This window comes from Azoarcus sp. Soil_N_20 (genome assembly GCF_057656155.1).
On the sequence record NZ_JBDGKX010000002.1, the window covers coordinates 238,477 to 259,245 of the forward strand.

A 20,769-nucleotide genomic window follows, 5' to 3' on the forward strand; every position below is an offset into this window, starting at 1 on the left:
TGATTAGCGCTTGCCACCCTTTGCCGCCGCACGTTGAGCGCGAGCGGCAAAGCTACCCTTGGACACCCCGCCCGCCTTGGCTGCCGAGCTCTGGATACGCGCTGCAGCAATCTGGGTCATCGGGGCGGCCGGAGCCTTGGGAGTAGGAGTCTTGGTCGTCATTGTCATTCCTTTCGAGTAGAGTAGTGCCAAATCGGCACACCGTCATCTTGAGGAAAAGGCCTTCCGTGGGCACGACATGGAACCGAAGGAATTTTGGATTTTCTGCTGCCGATACGAGTGGAGTTACTCGCGGTAGAGTGATGGTGCGTTGGCCGGTCTGCAATCAGAACCGGCCATTTTAATTGGGATGGTCAAAGGCAGCTTTGGCCGAGTACAGGTCGTCGGCCTTTGCTGCCGGTGGTGTCCATTCAGGTAAACGACCGGTGTCGAACAGATGCTGGACGCCAAGGGAATGGCCGATTTCGTCAGGCGGCACGTTAACGCGCGACGTCTTCACTTCAAGTATGCTCAGCGTCACGCCTCTCCTATGCGGAGGAGTGCGTTTTAAGCCAATCCTTCAGGGCAGCATTCATGCGTGTCTGCCAGCCCTTGCCGGTGGCCTTGAAGGCTTCCACGACATCGGCGTCGTACCGGACCGTCAGGGCGATTTTCGGACTGGCAACCTGCGGGCGCCCTCGGCGCACCAACTTGTCGCCAAGGTATTCATCCGCCCGTTCAAAGAATTCGTCAGTCAGTTCTGGCGCATCGTCGGAGTCAATCCAGTCGGTCGGCGTAGCGTGCTTTTTCGCGTTCATTCGCTTACCTCATGCTGATGATGCGGCGTGTCTCACCGCGAGGGGTCCAGACCATGATCACCATCCGATCATCGAGCTTGCCAACGGTGATGTAGCGCGGCTCGCGGTAATCCTCGCGGATATCTTCTGCGGTGAAGTGTCGGCCCGTAAATACTTCGTTGGCACGGGCGAAATCCAGTCCCCGCTCGGAGAGGGGCTTGTTGCGCTTGTCAGGGTCGAACTCTGTAAGCATGAGACCGAGTGTAGTTACGTTAATTCCGACTGCAAGGATTTTTTGTAACTACGCGTCGGTCGGAGGATGCACGCTCTTAGCGGATGTGGGCTTGCGTTCGGCAGCAGCGATTCGGGAACTGGAAATCGACCAATGCCTTCGGCCGATCACCTGTCCGGGGCGGGTTGAAACCCACCCTTCGCAAGACGTCGCCGCCCACGATGGGATACCGGCACCTTCCGCCGCCCAGCCGTCATTGAATCAACACAGTCAATATCCTCCTCAAGCCACCTTCCGCGCACGCTGGTTGAAGATGCTGTGTAAGCATGTCTCATCATACCTATCAGGTATCTAACGTCCTGAAATAAGGTATTAGACGGTATTCCGATCGCTTCTTAGACTCTCTTCCAGGTCGAATGAACTGCAGCCCCGCAATCCGCCGCTTGAGGCGCGGAGGAGGGGATGGACAGAGGAGATGAGGATGCGTCAGATCGAGAATTTCATTGCCGGCGAGTTTGTCGGTGCGGCCAGCGGGCGGCGCTTTGACAAGCGTTCGCCGCTGGATAACCGGGTCATTGCTTCGATCAGCGAGGCCGGAATGCCCGAGGTCGATGCCGCCGTCGCGGCTGCGCGTGCCGCGCTGCGTGGCGAGTGGGGCGGGCTTACGACCGAGCAGCGCGTTGATCTGCTCTACGGTGTGGCCGATGGAATTACCCGCCGCTTCGAGGATTTCGTCGAAGCCGAGATGGCCGATACCGGTCAGCCTTCGCATGTGATGCGCCATGTGTTCATTCCGCGCGGCGCAGCCAACTTCAAGGTATTTGCCGACGTCATCAAGAATGTGCCGACTGAGGCCTTTCAGATGGATACGCCCGATGGGCGCGGCGCGCTCAACTATGCCTTGCGTATGCCCAAGGGCGTGATCGGCGTGATCAGCCCGTGGAACGCCCCCTTCCTGTTGATGACGTGGAAGGTCGGGCCGGCGCTGGCCTGCGGCAATACGGTGGTGGTGAAACCCTCCGAGGAGTCGCCGCACACCGCTACGCTGCTGGGTGAGGTGATGAACGAGGTGGGCATCCCGAAGGGTGTCTACAACGTGGTGCATGGCTTCGGGCCGGATTCCGCGGGCGAGTTCCTGACCCGCCATGCGGGCGTGGATGCGATCACCTTTACCGGCGAGACGCGCACGGGCGCGGCGATCATGAAGGCGGCCTCGGATGGCATGCGCGACGTGTCGTTCGAGCTTGGCGGCAAGAACGCCGGCATCGTGTTCGCAGATGCGGACTTCGATGCGGCCGTTGAAGGCATCTTCCGCTCCGCCTTTCTCAATACCGGGCAGGTCTGCCTCGGTACCGAGCGGGTGTATGTCGAGCGGCCGATCTTCGATAGATTCGTCGCGGCGCTGAAGCTCAAGGCCGAGAGCGTCAGGTTTGGCCGCCCCGAAAGCCATGACGCCAACTATGGCCCGCTGATCAGCCAGGAACACCGGCACAAGGTGCTTTCCTATTACGCCAGGGCGGTGGAGGAAGGCGCGACCGTCGTCACCGGCGGTGGCGTGCCCGACATGCCGGGCGAACTCGCGGAAGGGGCCTGGGTGCAGCCGACAATCTGGACCGGGCTACCCGAGAGCGCAGCCGTGGTACGCGAGGAGATCTTCGGGCCGTGCTGCCACATCCGCCCCTTCGACAGCGAAGACGAGGTGGTGAATCTCGCCAACGACACCGACTACGGCCTGTCGACCACGATCTGGACCACCAACCTGACGCGCGCGCACCGGATGGCGGCGCGGGTCGACGTGGGCATCACCTGGATCAACAGCTGGTTCCTGCGCGACCTGCGCACGCCCTTCGGCGGCTCGAAGCAGTCGGGTATCGGCCGTGAAGGCGGGGTGCATTCGCTCGAGTTCTATACCGAGACGCGCAATGTGTGCGTGAAGCTCTGAGGCCGACATGAACGACGAAACCATTCAGAAATACGGCGACGAGCTCTATGTCGCCTGGCTGGAGCGCCGTACCGTGGCGCCGCTGCTCGAGCGCGAACCGGACATCACGCTTGCCGATGCCTATCGCATTCAGTTGCGCTACATCGAGCGCCGGGTGGGCGCAGGCGAAACCATCGTCGGCAAGAAGATCGGCGTCACCAGCAAACCGGTGCAGGACTTTCTCGGCGTGTTCCAGCCCGATTTCGGCCAGCTCACCTCGGGCATGGTCCATGAGGAAGGCGACACCATCGATCTCGGGACGCTGATCCAGCCCAAGGCAGAAGCGGAGCTCGCTTTCGTGCTCAAGGCCGATCTGCGGGGGCCGGGCGTGACCGCGATGGACGTGATCCGCGCCACCGACTACGTGGTGCCGTGCTTCGAGATCGTGGATTCGCGCATTACCGACTGGAAAATCAAGATCCAGGACACGGTGGCGGACAACGCCTCCTGCGGCGTGTATGTGCTGGGCAAGACCAGGGGCGACCCACGCAAGCTCGATATCACGCTGGCCGGCATGGTGCTGGAGAAGAACGGCGAACTGCATTCGACCGGCGTCGGCGCCGCGGTGCAGGGCTCGCCCGCCAACGCAGTGGCCTGGCTGGCCAACACGCTGGGTGAGCTGGGCATTCCGTTCAGGGCCGGCGAGGTGATCCTGTCCGGTTCGCAATCGGCGCTGGTGCCGGTGGTCGATGGGGACGAACTGGTGTGCACCGTCGGCGGGCTGGGCAGTTGCCGGGTGAAGTTTTCCGGAAGGAGTGCAGCATGAGCATGAACGTCACCCTGTCGCGTGAGGACGTCGTTCGCCTGTGCGAACGTGTGGAAGGGGCGCAGAAGCGTGCCTGTGCAATTCCCAAACTGACCGACGAATACCCGGGCATGACCATGGGCGACGGCTACGCCGTGCAGTCCGAGCTGCGTCGTCGCTTTCTCGAACAAGGCCACCGCCAGGTGGGCTGGAAGGCGGGCCTCACCTCGAAGGCCAAGATGCAGCAGATGGGGGTCAGCGTGCCCTCCATCGGTTTCCTGACCGACCGCATGGCTCGCCCCGAGAACTCGGCCATCTCCACCGCCGATCTGGTGCATCCGCGGGTCGAGTGCGAAGTGGCTTTCGTCATGAAGAAGGCGCTCTCCGGGCCGGGCTGCACCCGCGAGGACGTGCTTGCCGCGACCGACTATGTGCTGCCTGCCGTGGAAATCATCGATTCGCGTTTTTCCGGCTTCAAGTTCGACCTCGAAAGCGTGGTCGCCGACAACGGTTCGTCGGCGCGCTTCGTCGGCGGCGGTCGCACCCGCTACGTAGAGGAACTGGATCTGCGCACGCTCGGCGTGGTGATGGAGAAGAACGGCGAGATCGTCGCCATGGGGGCTTCGGCCGCTGTGCTCGGCCACCCGGCCGAGGCGATCGCGATGCTGGTCAACATCCTCGCCGAGCTTGGTGAAGAACTGCCCGCGGGCAGTTTCGTGATGAGTGGCGGAATCACCGAAGCCATTGCCGTGAAGCCGGGCGACAACATCATCGCCCGCTTCCAGGAACTGGGCAGCGTATCGATGCGCTTTGTCGACTGAAGGAACCCAAGGAGATTCCATGCCAATTATTGAGATGCACATGATGGTGGGCCGCACGACCGAGCAGAAGCACAAGGTGGCGGCGGCGGTCACCGAGGCGGTTGCCAGAAGCCTGGAGTGCAGCGCCGACACGGTGCGCATCCTGATTACCGAACATGCCACCGACGGCTTCTTCGTCGCTGGCCAGACCATGGCCCAGCGCGCCGCCGCCAGGGCCCAGGAGATCACCCTATGAAGAAGATCCGCTGTGCGCTGATCGGCTCGGGCAACATCGGCACCGACCTGATCTACAAGATCAAGCGCAGCCCGGTGCTCGAACCGGTGTGGATGGTCGGCATCGACCCCGGGTCCGAGGGCCTCGCCCGCGCCCGCGAGATGGGGCTGAAGACGACCGCGGAAGGTGTCGACGGCCTGCTGCCGCACGTGCTGGAAGACAACATCCAGATCGCCTTCGATGCCACCAGCGCCTATGTGCATGCGGAGAACAGCCGCAAGCTCAATGAGCTGGGGGTGATGATGATCGACCTTACGCCCGCGGCCATCGGTCCGCTGTGCGTGCCGCCGGTGAACCTGCGCCAGCATGCCGACAAGGTGGAGATGAACGTCAACATGATCTCCTGCGCCGGTCAGGCAACGATTCCCATCGTTCGCGCGGTGTCGCGCATTCAGAGCGTCGACTACGCCGAGATTGTCGCCAGCCTGGCCTCAAAGTCGGTTGGCCCGGGCACCCGCGCCAACCTGGACGAGTTTACCTACACCACTTCCAACGCGATCAAGGTGGTCGGTGGCGCCCGCCGCGGCAAGGCGCTGGCGATCATCAATCCGGCCGAGCCGCCGATGATCATGCGCAACACCATCTCCTGCCTGACCGACGACGAACCCGATCACGTGAAGATTACCGAATCGATCCTGCAGATGATCGGCGAGGTGCAGAAGTACGTGCCGGGCTACCGCCTGGTGAATGGTCCGATTTACGACGGCAACAAGGTGCAGGTGTTCATGGAAGTGGCCGGTCTTGGCGACTACCTGCCGAAATACGCCGGCAATCTCGACATCATGACCGCGGCGGCGGCCCGTACCGCCGAGATGTTTGCCGAGGAAATTCTCGCCGGAAAAATCCAGCTCAAGGCGACGGAGGCCGTGTGATGAGTGAATCCAGTCTGAAAGGGCGCAAGGTCATCCTGCACGACATGTGCCTGCGCGACGGCATGCATGCCAAGCGCGAACAGATCAGTATCGAGCAGATGGTCAAGGTCGCCACCGCGCTGGACGACGCCGGCGTGCCCTATATCCAGGTCACCCATGGTGGCGGTCTGGGCGGCAACTCGCTGCAGCACGGCTTCGCCCTCGCCAGCAACGAGGAGTATCTCTCGGCAGTGGCCCCGAAGATGAAGCAGGCCAAGGTTTCGGTGCTGCTGATTCCCGGCCTCGGCACGATGAAGGAGCTCCGGTCGGCGTTCGACTGCGGTGCCCGCAGCGTGCATGTGGCCACCCACTGTACCGAAGCGGACACATCGCCTCAGCACATCGCCTTTGCCCGCAAGCTGGGCATGGACACCACCGGCTTCCTGATGATGGCCCACCTCAACGACGCCGCCGGCATCGCCCAGCAGGGCAAGCTGATGGAAAGCTATGGGGCGCAGACGGTGTACGTCACCGACTCGGCCGGCTACATGCTGCCCGACGACGTGAAGGCCCGTATCGGTGCATTGCGCGCGGTGCTGAAGCCGGAAACGGAGATCGGTTTCCATGGACATCACAACCTGGGCATGGGCATCGCCAACTCGATTGCCGCCATCGAAGCCGGCGCCAGCCGCATCGACGGTTCGGTGGCGGGGCTGGGGGCCGGCGCCGGCAACACGCCGCTGGAAGTCTTCGCCGCAGTGTGCGAGCGCATGGGGATCGAGACCGGCGTGGATCTGTTCAAGATCATGGATGTGGCCGAAGACATCATCGTGCCGATGATGGATCACCTGGTTCGGGTCGACCGGGAGTCCCTGACCCTCGGCTTCGCCGGCGTCTATTCCACCTTTCTGCTTCATGCGAAGCGCGCCGGAGACCGCTTTGGCGTGTCGGCCCGCGACATCCTTGTCGAGCTCGGCCGCAAGAAAATGATCGGCGGGCAGGAGGACATGATCATGGACACCGCGATGACCATGGCCAAGGAGCGCGGCCTGTTCAACGAGGCCGCGCGCTGACGGAAACGACGGGGCGCCCATGCAGACCCCCCGCGCAGGCAATACACCACATAACGGAGACAAAAGATGGCACTCAGGGGATTGCTTCGCCTCGGCGAAGTCGCAGTACGCGTGCTCGACATGGGCGAAGCCCGCGAGCATTACGGCAAGCGCATGGGCCTGCACGAGGTCATGACCGACGCCGCCGGGCGAGTCTATTTCAAGGCCTGGGACGAGCACGACCACCACTGCCTGGTGCTGCGCGAGGCGGATTCGTCGGGCATGGACTACTTCGCCTTCAAGGTCTTCGATGATGCCACGCTCGATGAGCTGGAGCCGAAGATCCGCGCCTTCGGTCTGCAGGTCGAGCGCATCGCGGCCGGGGTCTATCCGAAGAGTGGGCGCCGCCTGCAATTCATGCTGCCCAGCGGCCATCTCATGCAGCTCTATGCCGATAAGGCGCAGATCGGCAACAGCCTCGGCGTGCTCAATCCGGGCGTACTGCCCGACGAAGGCGTGATCCGCGGCTTCCGCATCAACCGGCTGGACCACGCGCTGCTGGGTGGGGTGAATATCGACGAGTCGGCGCGTCTGTTCCGCGAAGTGTTCGGCTTCGACCTCAGCGAGCGCCTGATCGACGCGGAAGGCGGGCAGTCGCTGGCCCTGTTCCTGAGCTGCTCGACCAAGCCCCACGATATCGCCTTCGTGCTGCAGCCGACGCCGGGGCGCTTCCATCATGTGTCCTTCCTGCTCGAGTCGGAAACCGACGTGATCCACGCCGCCGACCTGATCGGCAAGTACCGCATTCCGGTGGACGTGGGCCCCAATCGCCACGGCGTGACCCGCGGCATGACGATCTATTTCTTCGATCCGTCGGGCAATCGCAACGAGGTCTTCTCCGGCGGCTACGTGCATTACCCGGACACCCCGACGCTTACGTGGGACACCACCGAGCTGGGCCATGCCACGTTCGCGCAGGACAACGTCGTCCGCGAGAGCTTCCTGACCGTGCTGACGGGTTGATCGAATGAACGTCAAAGCACAGCAACGCGACGAGATCGCGGTCGTGGTGGGCGCCACCGGCGCCTTCGGCAATGCAATCGTGGAACGGCTGGCTGCCGCCGGGCTGGGCGTCGTTGCCGTGGCCCGCAGTGCCGATGCACTGGCCGCGATGCAGGACAGGGTGCCCGGCCTGAGCGCCTGCGTCGCCGACATCGCCTCCGACTCCGCCATCGCCGCCATCTCTGCGGCGGTGAACCGGCCGGTGCGGATGGTGGTGCACGGCCCCGGCGTGGGCGTGGCCGGCGGCATCCTCAGCGCGCCCACGGCGACGGTGGTGGATGCGGTGAACATCAAGGTCGGCGGCCTGCTGCGCCTGACCCGGGCGGTGGATGGCCACCTTGCGGGCGGTTCGCGCATCGTCGCCATCGGCGGCCACTACGGCTTCGAGCCGACCGCCTACGCCGCCTCGGCCGGTGTCGCCAATGCGGCGCTGATGAACGTGGTGCGCCAGCTCAGCCTGGCCTACGGCCCGCGCGGCATCACCGCGCACCTGATTGCCCCGGGCCCCGCCGACACCGAGCGCCTGCGTCGCGTGGCCGCGGACCGGGCGGCCCTGCGCAGCATCACCGTCGACGAAGTGCTGGCCGAGATGCTCGCCGATTCGTCCATCGGCCGCTTCACCACGGCGGAGCAAGTGGCCTGGGCGGTTTCCATGCTGCTTGCCCCGGAAGCGGATGCGATGACGGGCTCCAGCCTGATGCTTGACGCCGGCCGCCGTCGCGGCCTGCCATGAACACCCGAGGAAGCAGATCATGCCGGTCGTGAATTTCCATCTTGTCGAAGGAATGACTTCAGCCGAACAGGACGAGCGCCTGTTGATCGGGGCGTGCCGACTGTACGCCGAAGTGCTCGGTGCGCCGATGCCGCGGGTGCGGGCCTTCATCACGCCGCACCGGGCGGGCCAGTTTGCGGTGGCGGGGGACGTGGTCGAAAACAATGGGCTGCACGCGCCGTATTTCGATTTCATCGTGCTGGAAGGCCGTCCGCTCGACGAGCGCCAGCGCTTGCTTGCCGGCTTTACCGACCTGCTGGTGGACACCCTCGGTGTGCGCCGTGATCTTGTCCGCGGCAGTTGCCGCAGGGTCGAGCCCCAGGATTGGGCCATTGGCGGCGAGCCGGCGAGTGTGCTGCGCCAGGACGAAATCGACGCACGTGCCCTGACGTTGCGAACGGGGTGTCTTTAATGTGGACGCTCGTTTTTCGAGGTTGAACGGATGAAGGTGGTCTATGCGCTGGAGCAGCGCAAGGCCGACACCAGCGCCACCATGGCGCGGACATCGCCGCAGCGGTTACGGACACTGGATGAACGCGCAGCTCTCCGTTTTCCATCGATGAACGACTTCGATGGCGAGCTGAGGCCACAGGCCGGCGCAGCCAGACCGTCTGTCGTGCGTCGTTCACGTTCGTGCCACCCGCGACGTGGATAAACAGAAAACTGACGCTCCGGTTACATCTCTGTAAGCATCGGCCGGCGTGTCGGGCAGATGGCAAAATGCGGGCATTCAATGATTCCACCGGATGCCCATGAAGATCCTCATCGTCGAAGACGAACCCAAGACCGGCGACTACCTTCGCCAGGGCCTGATCGAGGCCGGGTTTGTCGTCGACCTCGCCCGTGACGGGCTCGATGGCCTGCATCTGGCGCTCAGTGGTGAGCACGATCTGGTCGTGCTCGACGTGATGCTGCCTTCGCTCGATGGCTGGGGCGTGCTGCAGACCGTGCGTCGTGCGGGGCACGAGATGCCGGTGCTGTTCCTCACTGCACGTGACCAGGTCGAGGACCGGGTGCGCGGGCTGGAACTGGGTGCCGACGACTATCTGGTGAAACCCTTCGCCTTTTCCGAACTGCTTGCGCGCGTACGCACGCTGCTGCGTCGCGGCAAGTCGAAGGAGCCGGAGGTGCTGCGCGCGGCCGATCTGGAACTGGATCTGCTGCGCCGGCGGGCAAGCCGTGCGGGCGCACGCATCGATCTCACCGCCAAGGAATTCGCCCTGCTCGAACTGCTGCTGCGGCGCCAGGGCGAGGTGTTGCCGCGCTCGCTGATCGCCTCGCAGGTGTGGGACATGAATTTCGACAGCGACACCAACGTGATCGAGGTCGCGGTGCGGCGGCTGCGCGCCAAGGTGGATGAGCCGTTCGAGCCCAAGCTGATCCGTACCGTACGTGGCATGGGCTATGTACTCGAAGCACCGGGGGCGACGTGAGCGCCAGGCCCGGGCAAACGCCGGCGATGACGTGGTGACCGGACTGCGCACCCCGCTGTCGCTGACCGCGCGGCTGGCGCTGCTGTTCGCGCTGTTGACGGCGAGCCTGCTGATCGTGGTGGGGCTGGTCCTCGGGCGCGCGGTCGAGGGCCATTTTCGCGAGCTGGATCACCACGAGCTGGCAGGCAAGCTCAGTCTGATCGACAACCTGGTAAAGCGGGCGGCCATGGCGCAGGCCCTCGATACCCTGCCGCAGCGGCTGGACGACGCCTTTGTCGGTCACGACGCGGTGGCGGTGCTGCTGCGCGACGACGACGGCAGCGTGGTCTATGCGCTGCAGGCCGCCCATTTCAGCGCCGCGCAGCTGGCGGGCGAGCGGGTGCCCAGCGCCGGCATGCTGTGGGAGAAGGACGGCCGCTACTTCATCGGCCGCGAAGCGTCGATAGCGCTGCCCGCGGCCCCGTCGATGGCGGGCGGCGCGACCTCGGTGCGGGTGCTGCTCGGGCTGGACATCTCGCATCACGTTCATTTCCTCGACGACCTGCGCAACGGGCTGTGGCTGGGCATTTCGGTGTCGGCGCTGGTGGCGGCGGTGCTCGGCTGGTTGGCCGCGCACAAGGGGCTGGCGCCGCTGCGCCGGGTGACCGCGACCGCGCACCGGCTGTCGGCCGAACGGCTCGGCGAGCGTCTGGCCGAGGGCGATGCGCCGGCCGAGGTGCACGATCTGGTGGAGGCACTCAACGGCATGCTCGACCGCCTGGAGAGTTCGTTCCGGCGTCTGGCGGATTTCTCTGCCGACATCGCCCACGAGCTGCGCACGCCGATTTCCAATCTGATGACGCAGACCGCGGTCGCCTTGTCGCGCGCGCGCAGCACCGACGAGTACCGCGAGGTGCTCGCCTCCAACCTGGAGGAGTACGAACGGATCGCGCGCATGGTGAGCGACATGCTCTTCCTCGCCCAGGCCGAAAATGGTCGCCTGCCGCGCCCGGACGAAACCGTGGTGCTGGCCGACGAAGTGCAGGCCCTGGTGGAGTTCTATGAGGCGCTCGCGGAGGAGCAGGGGGTGAGCATCGTCGTCCGCGGCGATGCGAGCGTGACCGGCGACCGCCTGATGCTGCGCCGTGCGGTGTCCAACCTGTTGTCGAATGCGCTGCGCCACACGGCACCCGGGGGCACGGTGGCAATCGACATCGGGCGTGCCGACGGACAGGCCACGCTGGCGGTGCGCAACCCCGGCGACGGTATCGCGCCCGAGCAGTTGATGCGCATTTTCGAGCGCTTCCACCGTGCCAGCCCGGAGCGCCACCGCCATGGCGAAGGCGCCGGACTTGGACTGGCGATCACGCGTTCGATCGTCGAGGCACACGGCGGCCGGGTGACGGTCGAATCTACTGCCGGGCTCACCACTTTCCGGATCGAACTGGCGTTGGCGCCGGCGCGATTGCCGGCGTCCGAACCATCATGACCATGTCACGAGGAAACATCATGAATACCCACTCTGCCCGTTCACTCCTTCCACGCCGTCTGCTGCTGGTCGCGGCACTGATCGGTGCTGCCGGCCTCGGGCCGGCGTTTGCCGGCGGCGACGAGGTCACCATGTACAAGGATCCGAATTGCGGCTGCTGCGGCAAATGGGCCGAGCACATGCGCGCCAACGGCTTTGCGGTGAAGGAGGTCGCCACGCCGAAGATGAGCGCGGTCAAGCGCGAAGCCGGCGTGCCCCAGGCGCTGGGGTCATGCCACACCGCGCGGGTGGGCGGCTATATCGTCGAAGGCCACGTGCCGGCCGCCGACGTGAAGCGGATGCTCGCCGACAAGCCCGAGATCGTCGGCATCTCGGCGCCGGGCATGCCGCAGGGATCGCCGGGCATGGAGGGGCCGTATCCCGCCGATCGTTACGATGTCGTCAGTTTCGATCGGGACGGTGCCACCAGGGTTTTTTCACGCCACTGAGCCGGCGCTCCGGCTCGCTGCCGACATGATCCGGGCAAGGCCGGATCATGTCGCGCCGATGTCACGCACCGGGCGTGCTTTCGTCATCCGGACGGGCTTCGGCAGGGTTTGAATCATCGGACGGCGCTTCCGTGGCGGCTGCGCTCCCGCCTTCGGCGGTCGCCTTTTCCGCGAGCTTCTGCAGGCGTTTTTCTTCCTGCTTGCGCTTCTTTGCCAGATCCCTCTGACGCTTTTCGAACTGGTAGTTTGGTTTGGCCAAGTGGCCTCCTTTGATTGTCCCGGGAGCGGAACGGGTCGTGATTGAGATCGTGGGGACGGCTACAAGCGCCCACCCATTCGGAACCCACTATGCTACGCGCCGAATGGCGGCCGGTCACCTGTGCAGGGAGCGCGCGGGATCGACCGGGCATGCGGAAATCGCGCGCGGGGGCGCCATGATGCCCTGCTTTCGCCCGGGCATTGAATAATCCCTGCGGCTCGTCGTTCTGCAGAGGCACAAAACGATGCTGTTCTGCGATCAACCCGCGCGGGGGGCGACGCGTTCGCAGGACGTTCAAATGGCGCGTCACGACTCGCCGATCCGGCCCCGCCCCGCTTTCACCGTCGAGCGTCTGGCCTTGCCCTCCAGGCGCCGCTTGACCGAGTTGCGGGTCGGGCGGGTTGCCCGGCGTGCCTTGGGCAACACCGCCACGCTTGCGATCAGCTCCTGCAGGCGGCGCATCGCCTCGGCGCGGTTCATCTCCAGGCTGCGGGAGGCCTGGGCCTTGATCACGATCACGCCGTCCTTGGTGATGCGTTGGTCGCCGAGTTTCAGCAGGCGCTCGCGGATCTCTTCGGGCAGGGACGAGGCGGCGATGTCGAAACGCAGATGCACCGCGTTGGAGACCTTGTTGACGTTCTGTCCGCCTGCACCCTGGGCGCGGATCGCGGTGATCTCGACTTCTTCGGGCGGGATGGTGAAGGTCGGGAGCTGAGGCATGGCGAGGCATATCGGCGGAAACGGTGTGCCATTGTAAGGGCCGGCCCGGAACCTTCGCGCATCGACCCGATCCATCCACCAGGTTGTGACGGGTAGGGTGCGGATAGCGCGCACACCCCGGGTTGCGGCGGACATCACCGGAGGGCACGATGATCGATCGTCGAACACTGTTGCGGGCATTGATGGCCGTCGGGGCAAGCCCGCTGCTGTCATCCGCGTTGGCGCGAGCCACGCCAAAGCCGCTGCTGACGCGTGCCGTACCGTCGAGCGGCGAGGCCTTGCCTCTTATCGGCCTGGGCAGCTGGATCACCTTCAACGTGGGCAAGGACTCGGTTGCGCGCGACGCGTGCACGGCGGTCATTCGCAACTTCTTCGCTGCCGGCGGACGGCTGATCGATTCATCGCCGATGTATGGTTCGGCGCAGCAGGTGATCGGCCATGGCCTCACCCGGCTTGGCACCGGCACGCGGGTGTTTTCGGCGGACAAGGTGTGGATCGGCTCGGCCGCGCGCGGTCCGGCGCAGATCGAGGAATCGCGCGCGGCCTGGGGCGTGCCGCGCTTCGACCTGCTGCAGGTGCATAACCTGCTCGCCTGGGAGGCGCATCTCGACACCCTGTTCGCGATGAAGGCGGCCGGTGCCCTGCGTTACGTCGGGATCACCACCTCGGAGGGTCGGCGCCATGGCGAGTTCGAGCAGATCATGCGCAGCCGGCCGCTCGACTTCGTCCAGTTTACCTACAACATCCTCGACCGCGAGGCCGAGCAACGCCTGTTGCCGCTGGCGCGCGAGCGCGGGATCGCAGTGCTGGCGAACCGTCCGTTTCGTCAGGGTGCGCTGACCGATGCCCTGGCGCGCCATCCGCTCCCCGGGTGGGCAGCTGAGATCGACTGCGTCAGCTGGGCCCAGGTCCTGCTCAAGTTCATCGTTTCGCATCCGGCGGTGAACTGCGCCATTCCCGCGACCAGACAGGTGGCGCATGTGCTCGAGAACATGGCGGCGGCGAGCGGGCCCTTGCCCGACGCGACACTGCGCAAGCGCATGATCGCGCAGGTCGAGGCGCTCTGATGTCGGAGTGGTGGACCTACCGGCTTTCCGATTTCCTGCTTTTCTCGCCCGACACCTATTTCCGCCTGCACGAGCTGTACAACCTCGAGATCTGGCCGGCGCAGCTGCCTGCGCTCGCGCTCGGCGCGCTGGTCCTCGTGCTCGGCCTGCAGGACGGGCGTGTCCGGCCGCGGATTGCGATGGCGGTGCTCGCGCTGGGCTGGGGCTGGGTGGCGTGGGCCTTCCATTATCGTCACTACGCCACGATCAACTGGGCCGCGCCCTGGTTCGGCGCCGCCTTCGCCGTCGAGGCCGGGCTGCTGGCCTGGCTCGGCGTGGTCCGCGGCGCCATCTCCCTGAGCCCGTTCAGGGACTGGCGCACGCGCGCGGGACTCGCGGTGTTCCTGTTCGCGTTGCTGCTCCATCCACCGTTCGAGGTCCTGCTTGGCCGCTCCTGGATGGAGGCCGGCGTGTTCGGCACCAGCCCCGATCCGACCGCGCTCGCCACCCTCGGCATTCTGCTGATGGCGCGGGACCGGCACCACCTGCTGCTGCCGGTCCCGCTGGCCTGGTGCGCGGTGGGCGGCGCCACGCTGTGGACCATGGCGGCGCCCGGGGCCTGGCTGCTGCCGGCGGCCGGCGCGCTCGTGCTGCTGTGCGCTTCTTGCAAGGGCCGATCCGCTATCTAGACTGACTTGTGGGCCGTCACTGGCGGCCGTCGCTCCGAAGGAGACAGTCATGAACGATCTCGCACCCGCTCTGCGCTCGACGGTCGGCGAGGCGGAATGGAAGCAACGCGTCGACCTGGCGGCCTGCTACCGGCTGGTGGCGATGTATGGCTGGGACGATCTGATCTTCACCCACATCTCGGCGCGGGTGCCAGGTCCCGACCACCATTTCCTGATCAATCCCTACGGGATGATGTTCAGCGAGATCACCGCCTCCAGCCTGGTCAAGGTCGACCTCGACGGACACAAGGTGGCCGCCAGTCCGTACGACATCAATCCGGCCGGTTTCGTGATCCACAGCGCGATCCACGCCAACCGGGACGATGCGATCTGCGTGCTGCACGTACACAGCGTGAACGGAGTGGCCGTGTCGGCGCAGGAGGCTGGCGTGCTGCCGCTGTCGCAGCATTCGATCTTCGTGCTTTCTTCACTTGCCTACCACGACTACGAAGGGGTGGCGCTGGAGGACGACGAGAAGCCGCGCCTGGTGCGCGATCTGGACAACAGCCGCTTCCTGATGCTGCGCAACCACGGTCTGCTCACGGTGGGGCGCTCGGTGGCCGAGGCCTTCGTGGCGATGTATTTCTTCGAGACCACCTGCATGATCCAGGTCCGCGCGCTGGGCGGCGGAATGCCGATGCGCCTGATCGGCAAGTCGATAGTCGACGGCGCCGCGGAGCAATGGGATAAAGTGACCCGAGGGGCCGGCGGCGGACTCGCGTGGCCAGCGCTGTTGCGCAGGCTCGAGCGCGAAAATCCCGGTTACGACACCTGAGCCCCTTATCCGAGCCCCTTATCCCGCGCCCGGCACCCGCCGCGTCGCGCATCCCTCGCCCCGAGCACGCCATGCAACGCTATGAATACCTGATCCGCAGCGACATCCACCAGATGGCCGAAGACATCGCCCGTGGCCACGGCAGCAAGGAGCGCGAACGGCTCAAGGCCTACACCGAGGTCGTGCTCGTCGAGCTGAACAAGCTCGGTGCCGAGGGCTGGGAGTTGATGCAGGCGCCCGACCTCACCACCAATCGCAACTGGATCTTCAAACGCCCGCTGGCGTAGATACTGGTATCCGGATCAAGCCCCCATTGCTGGCAGAGCCGCCGTAGGGGCGGGTTTCAACCCGCCGCAGGGGGTGATTCGGGCATCGCCGCCAGGTCCGGGCACCTGTGGTCGACTGAAGCCGGCCTTGCGAGTCCTGTTCCGAAGACAGCGCGGGTGCGTCCCGCACCGGTGAATGCGCCAGCCACTTACTCTTCCTCGATCTCGATACCTTCCATCCGCGCCCGTCGTGCCGCCTCTTCCTTGCGTGCGGCGTCGATCACCTGCATCACTTCGTCGAGGTCGGCGGCCGTCTCGTCGGCGTGGAACACGCCGGTCAGTTCGATCTCGGGGTGGAGTTTGCCCGATTCGTACAGCGACCAGATTTCCTTGCCGTAGGCGGTGTCGAGTAGTTCCGGGGCGAACTGGCCGAAGTAGGTGGCAAGGTTGTCCACGTCGCGGTCGAGCATGCGGCTGGCGTTGTTGTTGGCGGCTGCATCCACCGCCTGCGGCAGATCGATGATCACCGGGCCATTGCTGTCGACCAGCACGTTGTACTCGGACAGGTCGCCGTGCACGATGCCGGCGCACAGCATGCGCACCACCTGGCGCACCAGTATCGCGTGATAGCTGCGCGCATCGTCCGCGCTCAGGACCACGTCGTTGAGCCGCGGCGCCGGTTCGCCGTCCTCGTCGGCAACAAGCTCCATCAGCAGCACGCCTTCGTGGAAGTTGTACGGTGTCGGCACCCGCACGCCGGCCGCGGCGAGGCGGTAGAGCGCGTCGACTTCGGCGTGCTGCCACGCCGATTCCTGCTCCTGGCGGCCGTAGCGCGAGCCCTTGGCCATTGCGCGGGCCTGACGGCTGTTCTTGATCTTGCGTCCTTCGGTGTAGTCGACGGCCTTGTGGAAGCCGCGCTTGTTGGCCTCCTTGTACACCTTGGCGCAACGAATTTCGTCGCCGCACTGCACGACGTAGACCATGGCTTCCTTGCCGCTCATGAGCTGACGCAGCACCTTGTCGACCAGGCCGTCGGTGACCAACGGCTCGATTCTGCTCGGGGTTTTCATGCCTTTGCTCAGTTCCTGTGTAGTTTTCCGTAGCCCGCCAGCAGGCGTTGATGCATGACGCTGCCCCCGAGGTTGAGGCCCAGTGCGGGTACGCCGAAGAAGCGCTCCTCGCCGTCGAGCAGCGCGGCGGCGCGGTGCAGTGTCTCTGTGCCATAGAGTGTTTCGAGGGCGGAATCATAGCGGCTGCCGTCGTCGGCTTCAGCGTCGTAAAGTTTCATCAGACCTTCGATGCAGCGGTACACGCGGCGGCGATCGGCGTTGATCTGGTCGAAGTGGCGGATCCACTCGCAGCCTTCGGCAATCGCGTCGTCGTCGCCGACGGCCAGCCCGAGCAGGGTCTTCAGTTCGCCCACCCGCAGGTCCAGCCAGAACGGATCGTCGCCCGGCGCGAGGCCGATCAGCGCCGCCACCAGACGCTCGTCGGCAATGCCACTGTCGTTGAGGGTGTCGAGCAGGTCGCCACATTCGTCGTCGTCGAGTTCCGGCAGGTGCAGGATGTCCTCACGGATGTCGTTGGCGACGCTGTTGTTCTCCCATTCGAGTTCGTCGATCGGATAGATCTCGGACATGCCCGGCACCAGGATACGGCACGCGTACACACCGAGATGCTTGAAATCGGCGACATAGATGTCGTGGCCGGCGGCATGGACGGCGTCGACCAGCCAGGCATGGTCCTCGGCGGTGGTGGTGCCGAAGTTCCAGTCGACGAACTCGAAATCGGGGGCGGTGCCGAGGAAGTTCCAGCTGACGATGCCGCTCGAATCGACGAAGTGGGTCTCGAGGTTGGGCGCGCTGGCGATCTCCTCGAGGTCGAAGCCGGGTTCCGGAAAGCCGTCGAGCGCATCGAGTGCCCGGCCCTGGAGCAGTTCGGTGAGCGCACGTTCGAGCGCGATCTCGAAGCGCGGGTGGGCGCCGAAGCTGGCGAAGCAGCCCTGGTCGCGCGGATTGAGCAGGGTCACGTTCATCACCGGGTAGCGGCCGCCGAGCGAGGCGTCCTTCACCAGGATGCCGAAGCCGGCCGCGCGCAGGCCGGCAATGCCGGCGGCGATGCCCGGGTAGCGGGCGATGACCGCTTCCGGCACGTCGGGCAGGCACAGTCCCTCGCTGATGATGCGGAACTTGACGTGGCGTTCGAAGATCTCCGACAGCGCCTGGGCGCGTGCTTCGGCCAGGGTGTTGCCGGCCGACATGCCGTTGCTGGCGTAGAGGTTGGCGATCACGTTGACCGGGAAGTGCACCACCTCGTCGTCCCGTACGCGCACATAGGGAATGGCGCAGATGCCGCGTTCGGCATTGCCGGAGTTGAAGTCGACCAGGCTGGCGGCGTGGACGCTGCCGCGCGGGTTGTAGAACGCCTGCAACTCGGCGGTGAGCAGCCCGGCGGGCCATTCGCCGTTCTCGCCGGGCTGGAACCATTGTTCCTGCGGGTAATGCACGAAGCCGCGACCGCCCTCGGCCAGCGTGCCTTCGGCGTACTGTTCGCCGAGGTAGTAGTGGTTCCAGAAGTAGTTGCACGACAGGCGCTCGACGTACTCGCCGAGCGCGCTGGCGAGTGCGGCCAGTTTGGTGGCACCCTTGCCGTTGGTGAACATCAGCGGGCAGTCGCGGTCGCGCACGTGCACCGACCAGATGCCGTCCACCGGGTTGAGCCAGGAGCGCTCCTCGACGTGGAAGCCGAGGCCTTTGAGCTTGCCCTGCATGGTGGAGATCGAGGATTCGAGCGAGGCATCCTTGCCCGCGATGAAACTTTCTGATTGCATTGGGTAATCCTGCCGGGTGCTGCCGGGAAAAAACGGATACCCGCCACGGTCGCCCGGAGTGGCCGACGTGGCAGGGATGAGGTCTGTGCTTGCTGGGGAATCAGGGTGGGGGCGTGTCCGGGCGCCGTATGTCCGGTAGGGCGACGACGCGGTCGATCCGTGCACGGGGCCGGCGCTGGGCGTCGCCACGGGTTCGTTCGAGGCGGTGCAACGCCTGCAGTGCGCGGATGATACCCGCGTCCCTGCCGCTACGGCGTTTCAGGATGTGATCAGCGGGTCGGTGTCTTGCGCATCATGCGGGCCGGCAGGATACCGCGTTCGCCGTTGTCGAGGGTCACGCTGTACGCCAGTTCGGGGCCTTTCGCGCCGGAGGCCTGGCTGATCTTCGTCACCCGTCCGCGTACCCAGGCCGGACCGTAGCGCGCGTAAACAATCTCGCCCACGGCAAAGGGCGCCCCGGTCATGGCCGGAACGGGTGAAGGCGCTCCGGGTGCCGACCGGGGTGCGGCCTTGCGTGGCTCCGCGGCCGGGAGCGAGGTGCCGCCTGCGCTGCGGGGAGGTTTCGCCGACTCCGGGCACAGCAGCTCCCATTGCTGCGAGATACTCAGCCCGCCACTGGCGTTGTCGCGGCCGACGATGCGCCCGGACGGGTCACGCCAGCGGCTGCGGCCGCCGCCGATGTCGGTGTTGTCCCAGCGACCCGCCAGGGTGTAGGTATTGCCATCGACCGGCGTGATGCGTCCGGCGACGCAGTTTGCCGAGGCCCGATAGGTCTGCTTCGCCTCCGGGCTGTCGAGTACGCTGCGCACGCAGTTGCGGTCGTCGGGCGACCAGTTGGCGCACCAGCCCTCGATTTCCTGGCGTGTCACCTTCGCCTCGGCAACCGCGTTCGCCGTGCCGATGCCCGACTTCGATGTCACCGTGGGGGCCCAGTGCTTGCTGCCGAGCGACAACGACCCGGACTGCCCGGCGGCGATGGACGGGATAAGCACCGCTGCTGCGGCAAAGGCCGGCGATATCCGCATGGCAGGCTCCTGGGGACAGGGTGAGCGCGTGACCTGCCTTCAGTCTAGTCAACGCCGCGCGATTTCACCGCAGTCACCGCGGTGGGGGCCCGGGATCGCAATCGGCGCCATAATGGCGGGAATCGAGGAGGACGCTGGATGAACCCCAAGCACTCGCGCGGCGACATTCACGACAAGCCGCAGGCAACGCCAGGCTCGGACAACAGCTTTGCGATTGCGCTGATGCAGCACCTGGTGGTGCCCACTTTTGTGCTCAATGCCGAGGGGCGGGTGCTGATCTGGAACCGGGCCTGCGAGCGTCTGACCGGGGTCATGGCTGGGGACGTCATCGGTACCCGCGATCACGGTTCGGCCTTCTATGACCATCCGCGCCCCTGTCTGGCCGACCTGATCGTCGAGGGGCGGACGAAGGAAATCGACGCCTTCTACTCCAACTACGACCGCAGTTCGTCGATCGTCCACGGATATCACGCCGAAAACTGGTGCCGGATGCCGCGCGCGGGGACCCGCCTGTATCTGGCGGTCGATGCCGGGCCGATCTTCGACGACCATGGCAATCTGCTCGCCGTGGTCGAGACCCTGCGCGACATGACGGTGCAGAAGGACGCCCAGATGCGGCTCGAACAACTGGCCGCGGAGGATGCATTGACCGGACTGGCCAATCGCCGCGCATTCGACGAACGCCTCGATGCAGAGTGGCAACGGGGGCTGCGCAGTGGCCAGTCGCTGGCGATCGTCCTGCTCGATGTCGATCACTTCAAGATCTACAACGACACTTACGGCCACCCGCAGGGGGACGCCTGCCTGCGCAGCGTGGCGGCGGTGCTGGCCGGCGTCGCGGTCCGCACCGGCGATCTGGCCGCGCGTTATGGGGGTGAGGAGTTCGTGCTGGTGCTGCCGGGCACCAACGCCGCCGGCGCAAGAGTCGTGGCCGAGCGTGTTCGGACTGCGATCGAAATGCTCGCGATGCCGCATTCCGGTTCATCGGTCGCGCCGGTGGTGACCGTAAGCGCGGGGGTGGCGGTTGCCGAGACCGGGCGGACGACCAGCCAGGCACTCGTTGAGCGGGCCGACGAGGCGCTCTACCGGGCCAAGGAGCGGGGGCGAAACCGCGTCGAAGTGGCCGCGGAACCCTCTTGATGGCCGGCGCATCGCGGGCCGGTGC

The 20,769-nt window shown here is 65.5% G+C and carries 26 protein-coding genes; 17 read left to right on the plus strand and 9 right to left on the minus strand.

Annotated elements, in window-relative coordinates:
* Window positions 1-3 precede the first annotated feature (3 nt).
* The 4 genes from AC3A35_RS05590 to AC3A35_RS05605 all read right to left on the minus strand — a co-directional run bounded on the left by AC3A35_RS05590 (window position 4) and on the right by AC3A35_RS05605 (window position 1,029).
* Window positions 4-162, minus strand: a complete 159-nt coding sequence (locus AC3A35_RS05590; protein WP_487434931.1) for a hypothetical protein — start codon at window positions 160-162, stop codon at window positions 4-6.
* Between the two features lie 178 nt (window positions 163-340).
* Window positions 341-520: a hypothetical protein gene (locus AC3A35_RS05595; protein WP_487434933.1), complete on the minus strand. Its 180-nt coding sequence runs from the start codon at window positions 518-520 to the stop codon at window positions 341-343.
* A 7-nt stretch (window positions 521-527) separates the two neighbouring features.
* Entirely contained in the window at window positions 528-797 is a 270-nt protein-coding gene (locus tag AC3A35_RS05600; protein WP_487434934.1) for a BrnA antitoxin family protein, read from the minus strand.
* 4 nt (window positions 798-801) lie between these two features.
* Complete coding sequence (locus AC3A35_RS05605; protein ID WP_487434935.1) at window positions 802-1,029, minus strand: BrnT family toxin; 228 nt, start codon at window positions 1,027-1,029, stop codon at window positions 802-804.
* A 460-nt stretch (window positions 1,030-1,489) separates the two neighbouring features.
* Here AC3A35_RS05605 and AC3A35_RS05610 point away from each other — a divergent pair, with 460 nt between their 5' ends.
* The 12 genes from AC3A35_RS05610 to AC3A35_RS05665 all read left to right on the plus strand — a co-directional run bounded on the left by AC3A35_RS05610 (window position 1,490) and on the right by AC3A35_RS05665 (window position 11,955).
* Complete coding sequence (locus AC3A35_RS05610) at window positions 1,490-2,950, plus strand: 2-hydroxymuconic semialdehyde dehydrogenase (protein ID WP_487434937.1); 1,461 nt, start codon at window positions 1,490-1,492, stop codon at window positions 2,948-2,950.
* A gap of 7 nt (window positions 2,951-2,957) precedes the next feature.
* The gene (dmpE, locus tag AC3A35_RS05615; protein ID WP_487434938.1) at window positions 2,958-3,755 is read left to right on the plus strand and encodes a 2-oxopent-4-enoate hydratase; all 798 of its coding nucleotides are present in this window, start codon (window positions 2,958-2,960) and stop codon (window positions 3,753-3,755) included.
* The gene (gene dmpH / locus AC3A35_RS05620) at window positions 3,752-4,555 is read left to right on the plus strand and encodes a 2-oxo-3-hexenedioate decarboxylase (RefSeq protein ID WP_487434940.1); all 804 of its coding nucleotides are present in this window, start codon (window positions 3,752-3,754) and stop codon (window positions 4,553-4,555) included. The genes dmpE and dmpH overlap by 4 nt, the downstream gene beginning before the upstream one ends.
* A gap of 19 nt (window positions 4,556-4,574) precedes the next feature.
* The gene (locus AC3A35_RS05625) at window positions 4,575-4,790 is read left to right on the plus strand and encodes a tautomerase family protein (protein WP_487434942.1); all 216 of its coding nucleotides are present in this window, start codon (window positions 4,575-4,577) and stop codon (window positions 4,788-4,790) included.
* Window positions 4,787-5,701 (plus strand): acetaldehyde dehydrogenase (acetylating), encoded by a 915-nt coding sequence (locus tag AC3A35_RS05630; protein ID WP_487434943.1) that lies wholly within the window; start codon window positions 4,787-4,789, stop codon window positions 5,699-5,701. The genes AC3A35_RS05625 and AC3A35_RS05630 overlap by 4 nt, the downstream gene beginning before the upstream one ends.
* Window positions 5,701-6,753 carry a 4-hydroxy-2-oxovalerate aldolase gene (dmpG, locus tag AC3A35_RS05635; protein WP_487434945.1) on the plus strand — a complete coding sequence of 351 codons (1,053 nt, stop codon included), beginning with the start codon at window positions 5,701-5,703 and terminating at the stop codon, window positions 6,751-6,753. The genes AC3A35_RS05630 and dmpG overlap by 1 nt, the downstream gene beginning before the upstream one ends.
* 66 nt (window positions 6,754-6,819) lie before the next feature.
* Window positions 6,820-7,755 carry a catechol 2,3-dioxygenase gene (locus AC3A35_RS05640; RefSeq protein WP_487434946.1) on the plus strand — a complete coding sequence of 312 codons (936 nt, stop codon included), beginning with the start codon at window positions 6,820-6,822 and terminating at the stop codon, window positions 7,753-7,755.
* A gap of 4 nt (window positions 7,756-7,759) precedes the next feature.
* Window positions 7,760-8,527, plus strand: a complete 768-nt coding sequence (locus AC3A35_RS05645; protein WP_487434948.1) for an SDR family NAD(P)-dependent oxidoreductase — start codon at window positions 7,760-7,762, stop codon at window positions 8,525-8,527.
* Window positions 8,528-8,546: 19 nt separating this feature from the next.
* Window positions 8,547-8,978: a tautomerase family protein gene (locus AC3A35_RS05650; RefSeq protein ID WP_487434949.1), complete on the plus strand. Its 432-nt coding sequence runs from the start codon at window positions 8,547-8,549 to the stop codon at window positions 8,976-8,978.
* 340 nt (window positions 8,979-9,318) lie between these two features.
* A complete protein-coding gene (locus AC3A35_RS05655) occupies window positions 9,319-9,999 on the plus strand; it encodes a heavy metal response regulator transcription factor (protein ID WP_487435371.1) in 681 nt (226 codons plus the stop codon).
* A complete protein-coding gene (locus tag AC3A35_RS05660) occupies window positions 9,971-11,467 on the plus strand; it encodes a heavy metal sensor histidine kinase (protein ID WP_487434950.1) in 1,497 nt (498 codons plus the stop codon). The genes AC3A35_RS05655 and AC3A35_RS05660 overlap by 29 nt, the downstream gene beginning before the upstream one ends.
* A 20-nt stretch (window positions 11,468-11,487) precedes the next feature.
* Complete coding sequence (locus AC3A35_RS05665) at window positions 11,488-11,955, plus strand: DUF411 domain-containing protein (protein ID WP_487434952.1); 468 nt, start codon at window positions 11,488-11,490, stop codon at window positions 11,953-11,955.
* Between the two features lie 61 nt (window positions 11,956-12,016).
* On the opposite strand, the gene AC3A35_RS05670 is transcribed toward AC3A35_RS05665, so the two are convergent.
* A complete protein-coding gene (locus AC3A35_RS05670) occupies window positions 12,017-12,214 on the minus strand; it encodes a hypothetical protein (RefSeq protein WP_487434954.1) in 198 nt (65 codons plus the stop codon).
* 306 nt (window positions 12,215-12,520) lie between these two features.
* Complete coding sequence (gene arfB / locus AC3A35_RS05675; RefSeq protein ID WP_487434955.1) at window positions 12,521-12,934, minus strand: alternative ribosome rescue aminoacyl-tRNA hydrolase ArfB; 414 nt, start codon at window positions 12,932-12,934, stop codon at window positions 12,521-12,523.
* A 149-nt stretch (window positions 12,935-13,083) separates the two neighbouring features.
* Here arfB and AC3A35_RS05680 point away from each other — a divergent pair, with 149 nt between their 5' ends.
* The 4 genes from AC3A35_RS05680 to AC3A35_RS05695 all read left to right on the plus strand — a co-directional run bounded on the left by AC3A35_RS05680 (window position 13,084) and on the right by AC3A35_RS05695 (window position 15,770).
* Window positions 13,084-14,001 (plus strand): aldo/keto reductase, encoded by a 918-nt coding sequence (locus tag AC3A35_RS05680; protein WP_487434957.1) that lies wholly within the window; start codon window positions 13,084-13,086, stop codon window positions 13,999-14,001.
* Window positions 14,001-14,669, plus strand: a complete 669-nt coding sequence (locus AC3A35_RS05685) for a DUF6064 family protein (protein ID WP_487434958.1) — start codon at window positions 14,001-14,003, stop codon at window positions 14,667-14,669. The genes AC3A35_RS05680 and AC3A35_RS05685 overlap by 1 nt, the downstream gene beginning before the upstream one ends.
* 49 nt (window positions 14,670-14,718) lie before the next feature.
* Window positions 14,719-15,483, plus strand: coding sequence for a class II aldolase/adducin family protein (locus AC3A35_RS05690; protein WP_487434960.1), 765 nt, complete (start codon window positions 14,719-14,721; stop codon window positions 15,481-15,483).
* 71 nt (window positions 15,484-15,554) lie between these two features.
* Window positions 15,555-15,770 (plus strand): hypothetical protein, encoded by a 216-nt coding sequence (locus tag AC3A35_RS05695; protein ID WP_487434961.1) that lies wholly within the window; start codon window positions 15,555-15,557, stop codon window positions 15,768-15,770.
* 188 nt (window positions 15,771-15,958) lie between these two features.
* On the opposite strand, the gene AC3A35_RS05700 is transcribed toward AC3A35_RS05695, so the two are convergent.
* From AC3A35_RS05700 to AC3A35_RS05710, 3 genes are all read right to left on the minus strand, one after another.
* Window positions 15,959-16,819: a PA4780 family RIO1-like protein kinase gene (locus tag AC3A35_RS05700; protein WP_487434962.1), complete on the minus strand. Its 861-nt coding sequence runs from the start codon at window positions 16,817-16,819 to the stop codon at window positions 15,959-15,961.
* An 8-nt stretch (window positions 16,820-16,827) separates the two neighbouring features.
* On the minus strand, window positions 16,828-18,579 hold the full coding sequence (ycaO, locus tag AC3A35_RS05705; RefSeq protein WP_487434964.1) for a 30S ribosomal protein S12 methylthiotransferase accessory factor YcaO: 1,752 nt from the start codon (window positions 18,577-18,579) through the stop codon (window positions 16,828-16,830).
* Window positions 18,580-18,848: 269 nt separating this feature from the next.
* A complete protein-coding gene (locus AC3A35_RS05710; RefSeq protein WP_487434965.1) occupies window positions 18,849-19,604 on the minus strand; it encodes a hypothetical protein in 756 nt (251 codons plus the stop codon).
* Window positions 19,605-19,742: 138 nt separating this feature from the next.
* Between AC3A35_RS05710 and AC3A35_RS05715 the strand changes: the two genes are divergently transcribed.
* Window positions 19,743-20,744, plus strand: a complete 1,002-nt coding sequence (locus AC3A35_RS05715) for a sensor domain-containing diguanylate cyclase (protein WP_487434966.1) — start codon at window positions 19,743-19,745, stop codon at window positions 20,742-20,744.
* Window positions 20,745-20,769 lie beyond the last annotated feature (25 nt).

Excerpts from the sequence above, each read along its gene's own strand:
- AC3A35_RS05590 (WP_487434931.1), bottom strand. The coding sequence starts at position 162 with ATGACGACCAAGACTCCTACTCCCAAGGCTCCGGCCGCCCCGATGACC.
- AC3A35_RS05600 (WP_487434934.1), bottom strand. The coding sequence starts at position 797 with ATGAACGCGAAAAAGCACGCTACGCCGACCGACTGGATTGACTCCGAC.
- AC3A35_RS05605 (WP_487434935.1), bottom strand. The coding sequence starts at position 1,029 with ATGCTTACAGAGTTCGACCCTGACAAGCGCAACAAGCCCCTCTCCGAG.
- AC3A35_RS05610 (WP_487434937.1), top strand. The coding sequence starts at position 1,490 with ATGCGTCAGATCGAGAATTTCATTGCCGGCGAGTTTGTCGGTGCGGCC.
- dmpE (WP_487434938.1), top strand. The coding sequence starts at position 2,958 with ATGAACGACGAAACCATTCAGAAATACGGCGACGAGCTCTATGTCGCC.
- dmpH (WP_487434940.1), top strand. The coding sequence starts at position 3,752 with ATGAGCATGAACGTCACCCTGTCGCGTGAGGACGTCGTTCGCCTGTGC.
- AC3A35_RS05625 (WP_487434942.1), top strand. The coding sequence starts at position 4,575 with ATGCCAATTATTGAGATGCACATGATGGTGGGCCGCACGACCGAGCAG.
- AC3A35_RS05630 (WP_487434943.1), top strand. The coding sequence starts at position 4,787 with ATGAAGAAGATCCGCTGTGCGCTGATCGGCTCGGGCAACATCGGCACC.
- dmpG (WP_487434945.1), top strand. The coding sequence starts at position 5,701 with ATGAGTGAATCCAGTCTGAAAGGGCGCAAGGTCATCCTGCACGACATG.
- AC3A35_RS05640 (WP_487434946.1), top strand. The coding sequence starts at position 6,820 with ATGGCACTCAGGGGATTGCTTCGCCTCGGCGAAGTCGCAGTACGCGTG.
- AC3A35_RS05645 (WP_487434948.1), top strand. The coding sequence starts at position 7,760 with ATGAACGTCAAAGCACAGCAACGCGACGAGATCGCGGTCGTGGTGGGC.
- AC3A35_RS05650 (WP_487434949.1), top strand. The coding sequence starts at position 8,547 with ATGCCGGTCGTGAATTTCCATCTTGTCGAAGGAATGACTTCAGCCGAA.
- AC3A35_RS05655 (WP_487435371.1), top strand. The coding sequence starts at position 9,319 with ATGAAGATCCTCATCGTCGAAGACGAACCCAAGACCGGCGACTACCTT.
- AC3A35_RS05660 (WP_487434950.1), top strand. The coding sequence starts at position 9,971 with ATGTACTCGAAGCACCGGGGGCGACGTGAGCGCCAGGCCCGGGCAAAC.
- AC3A35_RS05665 (WP_487434952.1), top strand. The coding sequence starts at position 11,488 with ATGAATACCCACTCTGCCCGTTCACTCCTTCCACGCCGTCTGCTGCTG.
- arfB (WP_487434955.1), bottom strand. The coding sequence starts at position 12,934 with ATGCCTCAGCTCCCGACCTTCACCATCCCGCCCGAAGAAGTCGAGATC.
- AC3A35_RS05680 (WP_487434957.1), top strand. The coding sequence starts at position 13,084 with ATGATCGATCGTCGAACACTGTTGCGGGCATTGATGGCCGTCGGGGCA.
- AC3A35_RS05685 (WP_487434958.1), top strand. The coding sequence starts at position 14,001 with ATGTCGGAGTGGTGGACCTACCGGCTTTCCGATTTCCTGCTTTTCTCG.
- AC3A35_RS05690 (WP_487434960.1), top strand. The coding sequence starts at position 14,719 with ATGAACGATCTCGCACCCGCTCTGCGCTCGACGGTCGGCGAGGCGGAA.
- AC3A35_RS05695 (WP_487434961.1), top strand. The coding sequence starts at position 15,555 with ATGCAACGCTATGAATACCTGATCCGCAGCGACATCCACCAGATGGCC.
- AC3A35_RS05700 (WP_487434962.1), bottom strand. The coding sequence starts at position 16,819 with ATGAAAACCCCGAGCAGAATCGAGCCGTTGGTCACCGACGGCCTGGTC.
- ycaO (WP_487434964.1), bottom strand. The coding sequence starts at position 18,579 with ATGCAATCAGAAAGTTTCATCGCGGGCAAGGATGCCTCGCTCGAATCC.
- AC3A35_RS05710 (WP_487434965.1), bottom strand. The coding sequence starts at position 19,604 with ATGCGGATATCGCCGGCCTTTGCCGCAGCAGCGGTGCTTATCCCGTCC.
- AC3A35_RS05715 (WP_487434966.1), top strand. The coding sequence starts at position 19,743 with ATGAACCCCAAGCACTCGCGCGGCGACATTCACGACAAGCCGCAGGCA.